This window comes from Azospirillum sp. B21 (genome assembly GCF_008364825.1).
In the GTDB taxonomy this organism is placed as follows: Bacteria; Pseudomonadota; Alphaproteobacteria; order Azospirillales; family Azospirillaceae; genus Azospirillum.
This window is the reverse complement of the sequence record NZ_VTTO01000006.1, coordinates 337,758-353,809: the sequence shown is the minus strand read 5'-3', so window position 1 is coordinate 353,809 and position 16,052 is coordinate 337,758. Positions and strand designations below refer to the sequence as shown.

Annotated in this window: 15 protein-coding genes and 1 tRNA gene; 9 read left to right on the top strand and 7 right to left on the bottom strand. The window is 66.5% G+C overall.

Annotated elements, in window-relative coordinates; all coding sequences use genetic code 11:
* Window positions 1-244 precede the first annotated feature (244 nt).
* Window positions 245-772: a peroxiredoxin gene (locus tag FZ983_RS17280; protein WP_149224740.1), complete on the top strand. Its 528-nt coding sequence runs from the start codon at window positions 245-247 to the stop codon at window positions 770-772.
* 82 nt (window positions 773-854) lie between these two features.
* Here FZ983_RS17280 and FZ983_RS34755 read toward each other — a convergent pair whose 3' ends face one another.
* Window positions 855-1,169, bottom strand: coding sequence for a hypothetical protein (locus FZ983_RS34755; protein ID WP_247883801.1), 315 nt, complete (start codon window positions 1,167-1,169; stop codon window positions 855-857).
* On the opposite strand from FZ983_RS34755, the gene FZ983_RS17275 reads away from it, so the two are divergent.
* Window positions 1,168-2,028 carry a PHB depolymerase family esterase gene (locus FZ983_RS17275; RefSeq protein WP_247883800.1) on the top strand — a complete coding sequence of 287 codons (861 nt, stop codon included), beginning with the start codon at window positions 1,168-1,170 and terminating at the stop codon, window positions 2,026-2,028. The two genes, FZ983_RS34755 and FZ983_RS17275, sit on opposite strands and share 2 nt — an antisense overlap.
* Before the next feature lie 7 nt (window positions 2,029-2,035).
* A complete protein-coding gene (locus tag FZ983_RS17270; RefSeq protein ID WP_149224738.1) occupies window positions 2,036-3,112 on the top strand; it encodes a PHB depolymerase family esterase in 1,077 nt (358 codons plus the stop codon).
* An 86-nt stretch (window positions 3,113-3,198) separates the two neighbouring features.
* Here FZ983_RS17270 and eno read toward each other — a convergent pair whose 3' ends face one another.
* Window positions 3,199-4,476 (bottom strand): phosphopyruvate hydratase, encoded by a 1,278-nt coding sequence (gene eno / locus FZ983_RS17265; RefSeq protein WP_014188015.1) that lies wholly within the window; start codon window positions 4,474-4,476, stop codon window positions 3,199-3,201.
* Window positions 4,477-4,623: 147 nt separating this feature from the next.
* Complete coding sequence (locus FZ983_RS17260; protein ID WP_149224737.1) at window positions 4,624-5,409, bottom strand: alpha/beta fold hydrolase; 786 nt, start codon at window positions 5,407-5,409, stop codon at window positions 4,624-4,626.
* A 132-nt stretch (window positions 5,410-5,541) separates the two neighbouring features.
* On the opposite strand from FZ983_RS17260, the gene murJ reads away from it, so the two are divergent.
* Window positions 5,542-7,092, top strand: a complete 1,551-nt coding sequence (gene murJ, locus FZ983_RS17255; protein ID WP_149224736.1) for a murein biosynthesis integral membrane protein MurJ — start codon at window positions 5,542-5,544, stop codon at window positions 7,090-7,092.
* A gap of 1 nt (window position 7,093) precedes the next feature.
* Here the strand turns inward: murJ and FZ983_RS17250 are convergent, their stop codons facing one another.
* Entirely contained in the window at window positions 7,094-7,936 is an 843-nt protein-coding gene (locus FZ983_RS17250; RefSeq protein WP_149224735.1) for a sulfurtransferase, read from the bottom strand.
* Window positions 7,937-8,195: 259 nt separating this feature from the next.
* On the opposite strand from FZ983_RS17250, the gene fliN reads away from it, so the two are divergent.
* Window positions 8,196-8,498, top strand: a complete 303-nt coding sequence (fliN, locus tag FZ983_RS17245; RefSeq protein WP_014188019.1) for a flagellar motor switch protein FliN — start codon at window positions 8,196-8,198, stop codon at window positions 8,496-8,498.
* A 157-nt stretch (window positions 8,499-8,655) separates the two neighbouring features.
* Window positions 8,656-9,915, top strand: a complete 1,260-nt coding sequence (locus FZ983_RS17240) for a diaminopropionate ammonia-lyase (protein WP_149224734.1) — start codon at window positions 8,656-8,658, stop codon at window positions 9,913-9,915.
* On the opposite strand, the gene FZ983_RS17235 is transcribed toward FZ983_RS17240, so the two are convergent.
* Window positions 9,896-10,621, bottom strand: a complete 726-nt coding sequence (locus FZ983_RS17235) for a hypothetical protein (protein ID WP_149224733.1) — start codon at window positions 10,619-10,621, stop codon at window positions 9,896-9,898. The two genes, FZ983_RS17240 and FZ983_RS17235, sit on opposite strands and share 20 nt — an antisense overlap.
* 242 nt (window positions 10,622-10,863) lie before the next feature.
* On the opposite strand from FZ983_RS17235, the gene gatB reads away from it, so the two are divergent.
* The gene (gatB, locus tag FZ983_RS17230) at window positions 10,864-12,315 is read left to right on the top strand and encodes an Asp-tRNA(Asn)/Glu-tRNA(Gln) amidotransferase subunit GatB (protein WP_149224732.1); all 1,452 of its coding nucleotides are present in this window, start codon (window positions 10,864-10,866) and stop codon (window positions 12,313-12,315) included.
* 164 nt (window positions 12,316-12,479) lie between these two features.
* The gene (locus FZ983_RS17225; RefSeq protein WP_149224731.1) at window positions 12,480-14,213 is read left to right on the top strand and encodes a PAS domain-containing sensor histidine kinase; all 1,734 of its coding nucleotides are present in this window, start codon (window positions 12,480-12,482) and stop codon (window positions 14,211-14,213) included.
* A gap of 39 nt (window positions 14,214-14,252) precedes the next feature.
* Here the strand turns inward: FZ983_RS17225 and FZ983_RS17220 are convergent, their stop codons facing one another.
* Window positions 14,253-14,489, bottom strand: coding sequence for a hypothetical protein (locus FZ983_RS17220; RefSeq protein WP_014188024.1), 237 nt, complete (start codon window positions 14,487-14,489; stop codon window positions 14,253-14,255).
* Between the two features lie 295 nt (window positions 14,490-14,784).
* Here FZ983_RS17220 and FZ983_RS17215 point away from each other — a divergent pair.
* Window positions 14,785-14,877, top strand: a tRNA-Ser gene (locus tag FZ983_RS17215).
* Window positions 14,878-14,907: 30 nt separating this feature from the next.
* Here FZ983_RS17215 and FZ983_RS34750 read toward each other — a convergent pair.
* Entirely contained in the window at window positions 14,908-15,969 is a 1,062-nt protein-coding gene (locus tag FZ983_RS34750) for a site-specific integrase (protein ID WP_247883799.1), read from the bottom strand.
* Window positions 15,970-16,052: the final 83 nt, after the last annotated feature.

Here is a 16,052-nt window from a genome sequence, read left to right as displayed (position 1 = left end):
CCTTAACATTCGGACGCGTCACAGGATTGCCACGGGATGCCACCACTTTTGCGCAGCTCTACCCCTGTCTTGGCTGCTCTTACGGTCCGTCTTGCGGCATTTTGCCGGAACGGGTGCATGACTTATTGCCGGTTGGAGGAGGCTGGGGGAGCCGGTATCGTGACCGGCGTCGGCCCGGAAGGTACGGATGCGGCGCGGCTCACCCCATTGGCCGATACAGTCGAAACGATAGCCGGAGATGACGATGGAAGGGCGCAAGGTCCCCTCGGTGGTGTTCAAGACCCGTGTGCGCGACGAAAGCGTGGGCGGCCCCAACCCGTTCCGTTGGCAGGACGTGGCCAGCGACGAGCTGTTCAAGGGCAAACGCGTCGTTCTGTTCTCCCTGCCCGGCGCCTTCACGCCGACCTGCTCCAACGAGCAGTGCCCGGCTTTCGAACGGCTTTACGACGAGTTCAAGGATCTCGGCGTCGACGAGGTGTATTGCCTCAGCGTCAACGATGCCTTCGTCATGTTCCAGTGGGGCAAGAGCCTGAACCTGAAGAAGGTCAAGCTGATCCCCGACGGCTCGGGCCATTTCACCCGCCGCATGGGCATGCTGATCGACAAGGATCATCTGGGCTTCGGCTTCCGGTCCTGGCGCTATGCCATGGTGGTCAAGGACGGCGTGGTCGAGAAATGGTTCGAGGAGCCCGGCATCAACGACGACGGCGAGAACGGAGATCCCTACGGCGAATCCTCGCCGGAGAACGTGCTGGCCTATCTGCGCGGTTGAAGCCGCCGAGTCGGCGAGCGATGACGGAAGGCCGGCGGGGCGGGGGCTCCGCCGGCCTTTCTCATGGGTGCGGCAAGGCTTCTCACGCCATCCGCGCGCAATCAAGTTGTGAAAAGTCCTGCATCCGCGTGCATCGGATGGCTTCATATCCTTTTTGATAGACAAACATCATTGCATCGCTACCTTCCGCATTCATGGCCGCGGATGGGGCATGGCAGGTGGCATCGTATCGGCAGTCCCGGATTTTCCTGGTTGCATGGATTGCGGCGCTGACGCTGCTTGCAGCTTTCGCCGATTGGCCGGGCGCCAGGGCCGGTGAACCGGTGCCCCCGCTCCTGCCGCGCAAGGTCGTCATCGAAAAGAGCTCGGCGTCGGGTCTGGCGGCGGGCGCCTTCATGGCGCTCCAGTTCCATGTCGCCCATTCCACCGAGATCACGGGCGTCGGCTTGGTTGCCGGCGGCCCATTCCTCTGCGCCGCGGAGAATCCGCTGCTGGCGGCGTCCTGCATGCAGGGCAACGCGCTCTGGCCGCGAGGGCAGTCGCTGTACGAGGCGGCGCAGCCGCTGGCCGCCGCCGGGGCGATCGATCCGCTCGACCGTCTGCCGGAAGCCCAGGTCTATCTGTTCAGCGGCCGCGCCGACATGGTGGTGAACCGTAAGGCGGTGGAGGAGGCGGAGGCCTTCTATCGTGCCGCCCGCGTCCCGGCGAACCGGATCCGCCTGGAAGCGGGTCTGGAGGCCGGCAACGGCTTCATTTCACCGGGCGGGCCCAACGACTGCAACGCCAACCGCACCCCCTACGTCAACGCCTGTGGCGACTATGACCAAGCCGGACGAATTCTGTCGCACATCTACGGCGGCCTGAATCCGCCCTCCCCGGACCTGCCGGCGGCGAGCCCCTTTGACCAGACGCCTTTCGGCGATCCGGAACGAACCGGTCTGGCACCGGCCGGCTACGTCTTTGTGCCGCCGGCCTGTGCGGGGGGATCGGCCTGCGCCGTGCACATCGTCTTTCACGGATGCCGCCAGTCCGCGGCGGAGGTCGGCGACGCGGTGACCACCGGCGCCGGCTTCAACCGCTGGGCGGCCAACAACAATCTGATCGTGCTCTACCCGCAGCTGTCGCCCCGCCGTTCGGCGGACCCGGTCGCCTGCTGGGACTGGATCGGCACGACGGGGACGGATTACGCAACGAAGGGCGGGGCGCAGATCGCCGCTGTCCATGCGATGTTGACAACCCTTGCCGGGCAAAGGTGACCCTCTCATGACCATTTCCAATAAAGTCATTTTGAAATCGGCGCTGGCGGCGTTCGTCGTTCTCGCGGCTCTTCCCGCCGCAGCCCAAAGCAGCGCTCCAGTCAAGCTCTCCGATCTGAAGCTGAAGATCGATCCGGCGCAGACCACGGTGTCTGGCATTTCCTCCGGCGCCTACATGGCCGGCCAGTTCCAGGTCGCCTATTCGGGTCTGGTCAAGGCGGCCGGCCTCGTCGCCGGCGGCCCCTATGCCTGTGCCGAGGTGTCGGAAGGCGGCATCGCCCCTGCGGTGGTGGCGTTGAAGCGCTGCATGGACGTGGCGATGGGGGCGCCGGATTTCGACGCGCTGGTCGCCAACGCAAGGAAGCGTGAAAAGTCCAAGGACATCGACTCGCTGTCGAACATGGCGCAGTCGAAGATCTACCTGTTCAACGGCGACAACGACCTGACGGTGAAGCGCCCGGTTGCCGACGCCACGGAGCGGTTCTACAAGGCGCTGGGCGTGACTGACGCCAACTTCACCTATGTGAAGTTCCCGAAGGCGGCGCATGCCTACATCACCGACGGCTATGGCGCCGCCTGTGACTTCATCCCGAAGGAGGATGAGAAGAGCGAATACATCAACAACTGCCAGTACGATCAGGCGGGTGCCATCGTCCGCTTCTTCTACGCCGACGCCAAGACCCCGAACGCCCCCGCCGCGGCCCGCCAGCCCCAGCTGTTCAACCAGGCGCCCTTCGTCGGCGAGCCCAGCCGCAGCGGCATGGCCAAGACCGGCTACATCTATGTTCCCGAAGCCTGCGAGGGCGGCAAGCAGACCTGCCGCATCCATGTCGCCTTCCACGGCTGCAAGATGGCGTCGAACCTGATCGGCGACCATTTCGCCGTGAATGCCGGCTACAACCGCTGGGCCGACGTCAACAACATCGTCGTGCTGTACCCGCAGATCGACGCCAATGCAAAGCCGACCTCCAACCCCAAGGCCTGCTGGGACTGGTTCGGCTACACCGGCTACGATTTCGCCCGCAAGGGCGGTTTCCAGATGACCGCGGTGCGCAAGATGATCGGCGCGCTGGCTGGGGAGTGAGAGTTCTTCTCCGCGGTGCCCTCACCCCACCAACAAAAAAGCCCCTCTCCGGCATCCCGGAGAGGGGCTTTTTCACATCACGGCGATCAAGCCTTCAGGATGCCGCGGCCGGCGAAGCGGGCGGCGACCCCCAGCTGCTCCTCGATGCGGATCAGCTGGTTGTACTTGGCGAGGCGATCCGAACGGCTGAGCGAGCCGGTCTTGATCTGGCCGCAGTTGGTGGCGACCGCCAGATCGGCGATGGTGCTGTCCTCGGTTTCGCCCGAACGGTGCGACAGCACGGCGGTGTAGCCGGCCTTGTGCGCCATATCGACCGCTTCCAGCGTCTCCGACAGCGTGCCGATCTGGTTCACCTTCACCAGGATCGAGTTGGCGACGCCTTGGCGGATGCCTTGGGCCAGACGCTTCGGGTTGGTGACGAACAAATCGTCGCCGACCAGCTGCACCTTGTTGCCGATGGCGTCGGTCAGCGCCTTCCAGCCTTCCCAGTCGTCCTCGGCCATGCCGTCCTCGATCGAGATGATCGGGAAGCGGCCGACCAGATCGGACCAGTAGGCGACCATCTGTTCCGGCGACAGCGACTTGCCTTCGCCGGCCAGCTCGTACTTGCCGTTCTTGAAGAACTCGGTCGAGGCGGCGTCGAGCGCCAGCATGACGTCGTCACCCGGCTTGTAGCCGGCGGCCTCGATGGCCTTCATGACGAAGCCGAGCGCCTCGTCGGTGGAGCCGATGTTGGGGGCGAAGCCGCCCTCGTCGCCGACATTGGTGTTGTGGCCGGCGTCCTTCAGCTTCTTCTTCAGCGACTGGAAGATCTCGGAACCCATGCGGATGGCGTCGGCGCCGGTCTCGGCGCCCACCGGCATGATCATGAATTCCTGGATGTCGATGGGGTTGTCGGCATGGGCGCCGCCGTTGATGATGTTCATCATCGGCACCGGCAGCAGCGAGGCGAAGGCGCCGCCGACATAGCGGTAGAGCGGCAGGCCGGCATCCTCGGCGGCGGCGCGGGCGACCGCCAGCGACACGCCCAGGATGGCGTTGGCGCCGAGCCGGCTCTTGTTCTCGGTGCCGTCCAGGTCGATCATGGCAAGGTCGATGGCGCGCTGGTCGTCGGCGTCAAGGCCGGCGAGTGCGTCGTAGATCTCGCCGTTGACCGATTCGACCGCCTTCAGCACGCCCTTGCCGCCGAAGCGGCCCTTGTCGCCGTCGCGCAGTTCGACCGCCTCATGGGCGCCGGTGGAGGCGCCCGACGGCACCGCGGCGCGGCCGAAGGCGCCGCTGTCCAGCGCAACGTCCACTTCCACGGTCGGGTTGCCGCGGCTGTCCAGGATTTCGCGGGCGTGAATCTCGGTGATGACGCTCATGGTCGGTCGATCCTTCGAGGAATGGCAGCCGCGTTGTCTCGCAGGCCGCGTTTTAAAGCGCGCAGGCTTGATAGCCCCGCAGTCCGGGCGATGCAATATCTGCTTCGGCTTACAACCACGCGAAAATGTGGAGTTTTGCCGCGGAAATCAGAGGAATCCCTCCACCATCGCCGCGAATTCGGCCGGGCGCTCGGCATGCAGCCAATGTCCGACCCCCTCGATCATGCGGATTTCCGCCTTGGGGAAATGGCGGCGGATGGCGTCGTGATGTTCCGGCCGGATGTAGTCGGAGGCGCCGCCGCCGATGAACAGGGCAGGACCTTCATAGCGGGCGCCGCCGAAATCGGGAAAGCCGATCAGCCCCTCCATGTTCGCGCCGATGGAATCGAGGTTGATCCGCCAGGAAAAGACGCCGTTCTCCAGCACCAGATTCTGCATCAGGAAGGAGCGCAGCGGCGCCTCCGGCACGGCGTTGGCCAGCTGGGACTCCACCTCCGGCCGGCGGGTGACGCCTTCCAGCTTGGCCGCCTTCATGGCTGCGACGTAGGGGGCGTGGGTGTGGGTGTAGGCGACGGGGGCGATGTCGGCCACCACCAGCCGCTCCACCCGCTCCGGATGGGCAAGGGCCAAAGCCATGGCAACCTTGCCGCCCATCGAGTGGCCGACGATGGTGGCGCGGGCGAAGCCGCGGTCGTCGAGGAAGCGCAGCACGTCGGCGGCCATCTCCGGGTAGCTCATGCCCTCGGCCCAGGGCGCGCCGCCGTGGTTGCGCAGGTCCAGCGCATAGACCCGGCGCGATTCGCCGAAGCGGCGGGCCAGCGTCTGCCAGTTGCGGGCCGAGCCGAACAGGCCGTGCAGGACCAGCATCGGCGTTCCGCCGTTGGCTTCGCCGGCTTCCAGATAGGTCAGGGGGAGGGCTTGCTGCTGCGGCATGTCGGGGCCTTCGACCTGTGATGTCGTGAGATGTGTTCTGGACGAATGTGGGCGGCGATCCTATGACGAACGCGGCTGCACCGCTAGGATGCCGCCGGGCATCATCCGCACCACAAGAGCGATTCAGCCATCGTGTTCCGTCATATCCTGTCCGTCGGCGGCCTGACCCTGGCCAGCCGGGTGCTTGGTTTCCTGCGCGACGTGCTGACCGCGGCGCTGCTCGGCGCCGGGCCGGTGGCCGACGCCTTCTTCGTCGCCTTCCGGCTGCCGAACCATTTCCGCGCCCTGTTTGCGGAGGGTGCCTTCAACTCCGCCTTCGTGCCGCTGTTCTCGGGCAAGCTGGTGCAGGACGGCGCCGACGCGGCCCGCCGCTTCGCCGACGAGGTGATGACCCTGCTGGTCATCGTGCAGATGGTGCTTCTGCTGACAGTGCTGGCCTTCATGCCGCAATTCATGACGGTCTTCGCCCCCGGCTTCGCCGACGATCCGGAGAAGTTCCGGCTGGCCGTGCTGTTCACCAGCATCACCTTCCCCTACCTGCTGCTGATCTCGCTGGTATCGCTCTACGGTGGCGTGCTGAACAGCATGAGCCGCTTTGGTGCCGCCGCCGCCGCCCCCATCCTGATGAACCTCTGCCTGATCGCGGCGCTGGTGGTGGGAACCCCGCTGATGCCGAGTGCCGGCCATGCGCTGTCCTGGGGCGTTCTGGCCGCCGGCGTGGCGCAGTATCTCTATCTGGCCTGGGACGCGCGGCGGGCAGGCATGACCTTGCGGCCGGTGGTGCCGCGCCTGTCCGCCGACGTGAAGCGCTTCCTGACGGTGCTGGGGCCGGCGGCGTTGGGATCGGGCCTGACGCAGATCAGCCTGTTCGCCGACACGTTGATCGCCTCGGCCCTGCCGACGGGTGCGGTGTCGTACCTTTACTACGCCGACCGGCTGAACCAACTTCCGCTGGGGGTGATCGGCATTGCGGTCGGGACCGTTCTGCTTCCGGAAATGTCCAAGCGGATCAAGAGCGGCGACGAAGCCGGCGCGGTCGACAGCCAAAACCGCGCCATCGAACTGTCGCTGGTGCTGACCCTGCCGGCGGCCATTGCCTTCCTGGTGGCGGGCACGCCGATCCTGTCGGTGCTGTTCCAGCGCGGCGCCTTCGGCCCGTCCGACGCCGCGGCCTCCGCCCTCACCCTGCAGGCCTATGCGCTGGGTCTGCCGGCCTTCGTGGTAATCCGCAGTCTGGTCAACGGCTTTTACGCCCGCCAGGACACGGCGACGCCGGTGCGGGTGGCGCTGGTGGCGGTCGGCATCAATGTGGCGCTGAAGCTGGCGCTGATGGGGCCGTTGGCCCAGGTCGGGTTGGCGGTCGCGACCTCCGTCGGCGCCTGGGTGAATGCCGGCCTGCTGGCGCTGCTGCTGCACCGGCGCGGCCTGTTCCGGGCCGATGCGCGCCTGACCCGCAACCTGCCGCGCATGGTGATCGCAGCATCCGCCATGGCCGGCACCCTGTGGCTGGCGACCGAACGACTGGCGCCGTGGCTGGGTGCCACCGGGCTGTTCGAGCGGTTGGGCGGGCTGCTGGTGCTGGCAGTGGTCGGGCTGGCGGTCTACGCCATCGTTGCCGTGCTGCTGGGGCTGGTGCGGCGCAGCGACCTTGGCCGTCTGCGCCGCCGGCGGGCCAAGTCGTGAGTCAGCCCTCGGTCTGCAGAGGGCGTTCCGGATCGGCGCTCCATTCCGACATGGACCCGTCATAGAGCCGGACGCCCGGCACGCCGGCGATCTCGCTCAGCGCGAACCAGGACACCGAGGCGAGGTGGCCGGTGTTGCAGAAGGTGATGGGCTGGTCCTGCAGCGGCAGCCCGGCTTGGTCGGCCATTGCCTTCACCGTCTCGGCCGAGGCGAAGCGATGGTCCGCCGCGGAGAAGAGCGGGGCGATGTCCAGGTTCACCGCGCCGGGGATGGTGCCGGCGGCGCGGGCCTGCGGGCTTTTGGCCTTGCCGGCGAACTGCTCGGCGGAGCGGGCATCGTGCAGCGGAGTGCCGCCGGCCTTCACCGCCGCTTCGACCTCCTCCAGCGTGGCGCGCAGGTCGCTGCGGAGGCGGGCGGAGAAACCGGTCGGCTTGCGCACTGTCGGCTGCGGAACCACCGGACCGCCGGCTGCGGTCCAGGCAGCGAAGCCGCCGTCCAGGACCGACACCGCGTCATGCCCCAGCATCTTGAAGGTCCAGTAGACGCGGGTGGCGTTGCCCATGTCCGACGCATTGGCGCCGGCCGCCACCAGCACCACATGGTCGCCGGTGCCGACGCCGAGACCGCCGATCAGCCCCTCCAGCGCCGCCGATTCCGGCAGCATCCCGGCCCCGCCGCCGACCACAGTCCGCCAGCCGGCCGTTGCGTAGTCGGAATGAACCGCTCCCGGAATGAAGCCGCCGCTGGGCGGTGTCCGCACGTCCAGGACGACGATGCCTGGGCTGTCGAACCGGCTTTTCAGCCAGGAAACGTCCACAAGCGGGGAAATGCTGCTGTCGGTCATCACGGTGAACCCGGTTCCGGTTGGTCGGTGCCCTTGCCCTGCAGTCGTCATTACTCAATCGTAACGAATGATCCGGCAGGATGGCGGATGCCCGCCGCGGCGGGCGTGCAGACAATGTGGGCGAAGCGCTGGGGCGGGGAAAGCCCAATCTTGTCGCAAAGTCCGCCGGTTGGTGGCGTTGCCCGCCTGCCCGGTCGGGGTGTAGAGTACGCCGTTCGTGTAAGAAGGCGCCCATTCCGGCGCGGGAGCTTGGACAGCCATGGCCAACATCGACGACCTGCTCGGCGCGCCCGATCCCAACGACGGCGATGCCTCGTCCTTCGCCATCGGCGACGCGCCGGTGGAGATCAAGGTCGTCATCGGCACCGCCATGCTGCGCGTCCGCGACTTGCTGAAGCTGGGCCGCGGCGCCGTCGTCGAACTCGACCGCCATCTGAAGGATCCGACCGACGTCTATGTCGAAGGCGTTCTGGTCGCCCGTGGCGAAGTGGCGATCATCGACGACAAGATCGGCGTCACCCTGACCGATTTCATCAAATCCAGCCGCGAATGGAAGCGTTGACCGCGGCGCTCCTGCCTTGGCGATGCTTCATTCGGTAGCAGCCGCGCTGAGGCTGGAGTCTTGACGGCGGGCGATGGCATCTGGTCTCGTTGTGCGCGGTCGCGGGATGTGCCGTCGCGGACGGCGTCGCCCACCGGCCGGCCCGGAGAGCGAAGCCATGCCCCACCAAGCGGTCTCCCCATCCTCCTGCCTGCCGCGCCTCCATTCGAACCCCCGCGCCGACCATGAGCGAGCCTACGGCCCGTCCGAACGCGCGATCCTGAGCCGCGCCGCCTTCGAAGAGGCGATGGCGGAGATCGGCGCCTGGCCCGGCTATGCCCCGACGCCGCTGCGCTCCCTGCCGGGCTTGGCGCGGGAGGCCGGGATCGACCGGCTCTGGTACAAGGATGAAAGCGCCCGCTTCGCGCTGGGCAGCTTCAAGGCGCTGGGCGGAGCGTATGCCGTGTTGCGGCTGCTGACGCGGGAGGTGACGGCGCGGGTGCCGGGCGTACCCGTGACGGCGCTCGATCTCGTCGTCGGCCGCTATGCCCGGGTGACGCGTACATTGACCGTAACCACCGCGACCGACGGCAACCACGGCCGTTCCGTGGCCTGGGGGGCGCAGGTGTTCGGCTGCAACTGCGTGGTGTACGTGCCGGCCGCCTGCTCACCCGGACGCCGTGCGGCCATCGAGGCGTACGGGGCGCGGGTGGTGGTGGTCGACGGGTCGTACGACGACGCGGTGCGCCGGGCCGCCGCCGATGCGGCGGAGCAGGGCTGGTTCGTCGTCTCCGACACCTCCTACACCGGTTATATGGATGTCCCGCGCGACGTGATGCAGGGCTACACCGTCATGGTGGAGGAGGCGATCTCCCAGCTTCCCGCCAGCGAACGGCCGACCCATGTCTTCGTCCAGGGCGGCGTCGGCAGTCTGCCGGCTGCTGTCTGCGGCCATCTGTGGGAAAGCTGGGGCCGCCAGCGTCCGCGCTTCGTGGTGGTGGAGCCGCACAACGCCGACTGCCTGTACCAGAGTGCCGTCGCCGGCCGTCCGATGCGGTCGGAGGGCGACCTGGACACGGTGATGGCCGGCCTTGCCTGCGGCGAGGTCTCGTTGCTGGCCTGGGCGATCCTGGAACGCGGCGCCGATGATTTCCTGACGATTCCCGACGAGGGTGCAGTCACCGCCATGCGCAAGCTGGCCGATGGCAAGCACGGCGGCAGGCCGATCGTGGCGGGCGAATCGGGCGTGGCCGGGCTGGCCGGGCTGCTCTGCGCCACGGCACATGAGGATGTGCGGCTCGCACTCGGCCTCGCGCCCGACGCCCGGGTTCTGGTGTTCGGGACCGAAGGTGCGACCGACCCGGAGGTCTATGAGCGGATCGTCGGCCGCTCGCCGGAGAGAGTGGCGGAGGAGCCGGTCAGCGCAGCAGGTCGGTGACGATGTTGGCGCCGTCGGCGGTCAGGCGGTCGGCGGTTTCGCGATAGTCGCGGGTGCCGGAGAAGCCGCCGGCTGCCGTCACGCGCTGGATCCAGGCCGGGGAGGCTCCCAGCGACACCAGCCGCTGCACCATCGCCTGGGTGGAGCGCATGGTCATCCGGCCGTTCTCCGCCATGCGCGGGGCATGGACCATGAACTCCGCACGCGGGGCCGCATAACGGGGAAAGCCGGCCAGATACAGGCCGACGCACATGCTTTCGCAGGAGTCGCCGTCGCGCACCCGGGTGGCGACCGGACGGCCGCCCTGGCGTTCGGCCAGCACCGCGTCGATCATGCGATATCCCGCCGCCGTGAAGCCGCCGGGGCTCGACAGTTCGACCACCACCGGACGGCGTGCGGGCAGGGCATGCAGGGCGTCGACGAAGCGGCGCTCCGCCCCCGGCGTGATGATGCCGTCCAACCGCAGGACCGTGGCCTCGCCCTGGTCGCTGCGCGACAGGATGGCGTCGGGGAATTCGGCGGAGGCCGGAGCCGCGGGCGCCGGATTGACGGTTACCGGCGCGAGGGAGACGTTGGCCGGGCGGGTGGAGTTTGGCTGGGTGGCGGCCGGCTGGGTGGCGGCATGGCTGATCGCGGCACCCGCCACCAGCAGCCCGCCCAGAGCCGCACCGAACCCGATCTTCCGCATCAGCGCTTGAACCGACATCACGACCTCCCCGCTCGACCTGTTCAGCGTGGCGGTCAAAGCTTGCCCGAGGGTTAACGGAGCGTCTGTGGTGGGGCGCACAATAGGGGTAGGGCGGGGTTGGAAAAGCGGCGGCGCGATAAAGCGTGCGCGCGGGCGCAAAGGGCGTTAGAAGAAACAGGATTCCAAGGGTATGGCCGGGGCGCCCGTTTTCGTGGCGGTCCACGGCCCGTCCCGTGCCGTGAACGTCGAAGAGCGGAACGATGTCGTACATCCAGGGTGAAACGGGCGATTGGGAAGTGGTGATCGGGCTTGAGGTCCATGCCCAGGTGATTTCGAACGCGAAGCTGTTTTCCGGCTCCGCCACCGAATTCGGGGCCGCGCCGAACAGCCAGGTCAGCTTCGTCGACGCCGCGTTCCCCGGCATGCTGCCCGTCATCAACGAATATTGCGTCGAACAGGCGGTCCGCACGGGCTTGGGCCTGAAGGCGCAGATCAACCTGAACTCGGTCTTCGACCGCAAGAACTACTTCTATGCCGATCTGCCGCAGGGCTATCAGATCAGCCAGTTCCTGCAGCCGATCGTCGGCAAGGGCGAGATCGTGCTGGACCTGCCGGACGGCACCAGCCGCACGGTCGGCGTCACCCGCCTGCACCTGGAGCAGGACGCGGGTAAGTCGCTGCACGACCAGCACCCGTCCAAGACCTACATCGACCTGAACCGGTCGGGCGTGGCGCTGATGGAGATCGTGTCGGAACCCGACATGCGGAGCTCGGAGGAGGCGGGCGCCTATGTGCGCAAGCTGCGGTCGATCCTGCGCTATCTCGGCACCTGCGACGGCAACATGGAGGAAGGCTCCATGCGCTGCGACGTCAACGTGTCGGTGCGAAAGCCGGGCGACGCCTTCGGCACCCGCTGCGAGATCAAGAACGTCAACTCGATCCGCTTCGTCATGCAGGCCATCGAGTATGAGGCGCGCCGCCAGATCGAGATCATCGAGGAAGGCGGCAAGATCGACCAGGAGACCCGCCTGTGGGACACGACGAAGTTCGTGACCCGCTCGATGCGGTCGAAGGAAGAGGCGCACGACTACCGCTATTTCCCGGATCCCGACCTGCTGCCGCTGGAACTCGATGCGGACTGGGTGGAGGACATCAAGAAGACGCTGCCCGAGCTGCCGGACGACAAGAAGGCCCGCTTCATCGAGGACTACAAGCTGTCGGTCTATGACGCTGGCGTGCTGGTCTCGGAGAAGTCGAAGGCCGACTATTTCGAGGCGGTTGCCAAGGGCCGCGATCCGAAGCTGGCCTCCAACTGGGTCACCGGCGAGCTGTTCGGCTATCTGAACAAGGCGGGCAAGGAGATCGAGGAGAGCCCGGTGTCCGCCGAGAATCTTGGCGGCCTGATCGACCTGATCGCCGACAACACCATCTCCGGCCGCATCGCCAAGGAAGTGTTCGAGACGATGTTCGAGACCGGCGAGAAGGCCGCCGACATCGTCGAGAAGAAGGGCCTGCGGCAGGTCACCGACACCAGCGCCATCGAAGGATCGATCGACGCCGTCCTGGCCGCCAACCCCGACAAGGTAGCGGAATTCCGCAGCGGCAAGGACAAGCTGTTCGGCTTCTTCGTCGGTCAGGTGATGAAGGCGACGCAGGGCAAGGCCAACCCGGCAATGGTCAACGAAATCCTGACCAAGAAGCTGAAGGGGTAAGCGCCCGCACCCTTTTGGCGGTGCGCAGTCGCCATATTGTCCGAAAGAAAGCCTCTCCCCCGCGGGAGAGGCTTTTTTCTTGGGCGATGCGCAGCGGTGCGGCAAGGCCCCAGTTGAATTTTCCCGGTTACTATCGCCACAGTGCTGGAAACGGCGGAGGTTCCATGGCGGCAGAACCGGAGATGGTGGCGCTGGCAGGTGTTGCAGCCGGTGGTCTGCTGGGGATGCTGCTGGGCCTTGTCGCGGGGCGCCGGGCCGCCCGCCGGCACAGCGCGCCGGGACCGTCCATCCATGAACCGGAAATCGGCGAACGGCTGGAGATGGCTCTGGAGGCCACCGGCGCCGCTGTGTGGGATGCCGATCTGGTGGCCGGCACCTGCTGGTGGTCGGACACTTTCCCGCGCATTTTGGGCCATCGCGCCCGGCCGCCGATGCCGCCGGACTTCTGGGAAAAGCGGCTGCACGCGGACGATCGCGAGCGGGTGCTGGCCCATATCGCCTCGCATCTAGCGGGAGAGACCACCAGCTACGCCTATTCCTACCGCCTGCGGCACGAAGGCGGCGGCTGGGTGTGGATCGCCGCCAAGGGCCGCGCCTTTCGCGACGAGACCGGGCGGGCAGTGCGCTATGCCGGCATCATGACCGACATCACCGAAGCCCGCCGGCAGGAGGAGCGGCTGCGCGCCAGCGAGGAACGGCTGCTGAAGATCATGGAGGCGGCGCCCATCGCGGTCAACGTCACCACCCGTGACGGCCGCTGGCTGTTCTGCAATGCCCAGTCCGTGCGGCTGATGGGGCGCAGCCGGTCCGAGTTGATGCGCACGCCGGTGGCCGATCTGTATGCCGATCCCGCCGACCGCGACGCGCTGATCACTCGATTCGATCGCGAAGGTCCCTTCCGCAACGCCGAAATCCGTTTCCGCCGGCCCGACGGCAGCGTCGTCTGGGTTTTGTCGTCCTGGAACAGCATCGAACTGGACGGCGAAGCGGCTCTGTTGACCTGGCTTTACGACATCACCGACCGCAAGGCCGCCGAGTCGGCGATGGTTCAGGCGCGGGAGGAGGCGGAGCAGGCGCTGGCCGACCTGCGCGAGGCACAGGAAAGCCTGATCCAGGCCGAAACCATGGCCTCGCTCGGCCAGCTGGTGGCGGGTGTCGCGCACGAGATCAACACGCCCATCGGCATCGGCCTGACGGCGGCCAGCCATATCGGCGACCAGGCGCAAATCCTGCGCGACCGCTTCACCGGCAACACGTTGCGCCGGTCGGAATTCCTGGAGTTCCTGGATGGGTTGAGCGAGAGCAGCCGCCTGCTGATGGCCAACATCGACCGAGCCGCCTCGCTGGTGCAGAGCTTCAAGCAGGTGGCGGTCGACCAGTCTTCCGGCGACCGGCGGGTGTTCGAACTGGGCAGCTATATCCGCGAACTGTTGTTCTCGCTCCGCCCGCGGCTGAAGCGCACCAACCTGAAGGTGACGGTGGAGTGCGACGACGAACTGACGATGGACAGCTTCCCCGGCGCCCTGGGTCAGGTGCTGACCAACCTGGTGATCAATGCCGTCGTCCACGCCTATGGCGACGGCGACCGGACCGGTACGATCCGGATCACCGCGCAGCCGGATGGGACCGAGCGGGTGCGAATCGACTTCATCGACGATGGCGCCGGTATCGCACCGGAACATCTGTCGAAGGTGTTCGACCCCTTCTTCACCACCAAGCGGGGGCAAGGGGGTTCGGGTCTTGGCCTGCACATCGTGTTCAACACGGTCACCGGCCCTCTGGGCGGTACGGTGTCCGTCCAATCCTGGCCGGGGCAGGGGACCCGCTTCACCATCCTGCTGCCCCGTGAAGCACCGGCGATTCTTGCGGTGCCAGCCGAGGAGCCGGCACTGACCTGAATTGGCGGTGCGGAGCAGACGGTCTGCCGGGGCAGCGGATCAGGCGACGTGCAGTTCGTGGAACTGGAGATGCTTGGGCCGGCGGCCGCGGCGCTTGGGAGCCGCGAAGTTGGCGAGCGCCCCGTTCTCACCGCGCAGTTCGGCATTCAGTTCCTGAACGCAGCGCTGCAGCAGTTCCTTCTCCCGCTGGTCTTCGCGGTCGGTGATTTCCAGGCAGCTCAGCTTGATCTCGACGAGATCGATCAGCGTTTCGGCGCAACGGCGTGACAGGGTCATCGAATCCTCCACGGCATCGGGGTGCGGCGTCACTGTCCGGCGGGGCGGGCCTTTCGGAATCGACCTCGCACGACCGAATTGAGCGTCACCCGGGCTTCCTGTTGGGCTTTTTGTTGCTCATGGTTACATCATAACCGACGAACTTTAAAAAGCACCTAAAATTTTATATAGATTTGTCCCATTCTTATGTTTTCAGGAAAAGCGTATTTTGGCCTCCGTAAGCGTTGACAAGGGTACGGCTGGCCATTAGAAACCTCCCCACGCCAGCGGTGCCCCACGGGACACCGCACTGGCTGGAGGGGTGGCCGAGTGGCTGAAGGCAACGGTTTGCTAAACCGTCATAGGGTTTAAAGCCCTATCGTGGGTTCGAATCCCATCCCCTCCGCCACCGCAAGGTTTTCACAAGAAATTCAATACCTTAGCCGGTAGCCTTCGCGGTCGTCGGGAGCTGCAACTCCTGGCGAACCGTTATATCTGTGCCGGTTTTTGTGCCGTCCCTGTTTGGCACGTACCCCAGATAAATCTCCGTCGTCTTCACGCTGCTGTGCCCCAGATGCTTGGACAGCGCGTAGATGTCCCAGCCGTTCTGAAGCGCCCGCACCGCAAAGCCGTGCCGCAAATCGTGGCACCGAAAGGGCCGGAAAGCCGTGCCGGCTTTCTGTGCCGACTTCACCATCTGAGCAAACCGGGCGCTGACGTTCAGATACCGGCTGCCCTCGTCGTGCCAGAACACAAACTCCGATCCCAGGAAGCGGGGCAGGGCGTCCAGCATCTGCACCAGCGGCTGGTCCAGCCGAATCGTGCGCGGCCGGCTGGTCTTCGTCTTGGTGAAGGTGACGGTGCCAGCCTTCAGGTTGACCTGAGACCACGTCAGCCCCGCGGCCTCCTCCTGGCGGCAGCCGGTGCCGTCGAGAAAGCGGACCATGTGCGCAAACCGGCCCGGGCAGCGGGCAATGACCGCCTCCACGTCCATCCGCTCCGGCGGGTTGATCGGATCACGGCGCTCCCGCGTCATGCGACGGTTGAAGTCACGGGCGGGGTTCGATTCGCATGCTCCCCACTCCAGGGCCGCGCCGACGACGGCCGACACCGCGGTCAGATCGCGGTTGATCGTCGCGTTGGAGGCGCCGGCCTTCCGCCGGGCGCTCACCAAGTCGCCGATCGTCTTCCGGGTGATCTGGTCGATGTAGAGCCCTTCCAGGTGCGGACCGCACTGGTTCAGGCTGACGGTGTAGCGTTTCAGCGTTCCAGACTTCACCGCGTGCGGCCCGACCTCCGTCAGGTACCGCACGACGGCAGCCTTCCAGCTCAGCCGCGACTCGCCGAAGTGGACGGCTGCGGTGAGTTCCGTCTTGAACTGCGCGAAGCGCCGCTCGGCTTCCTTCCGATCAGCCGTTCGTAAACTTCGTCGATGCTCGGTCCCGCCGGCTTGAATGCGGCACCACCAGACGGTGCCACGTTTGTAGAGATTGGACGGCATGTTGCTTTCACCTCTTGGTCTTTGATCCAGCGCCGGAGCTGATCGGGGTCGAACGTCCAGCGCCCGCCGAGCATGGCGGCGCC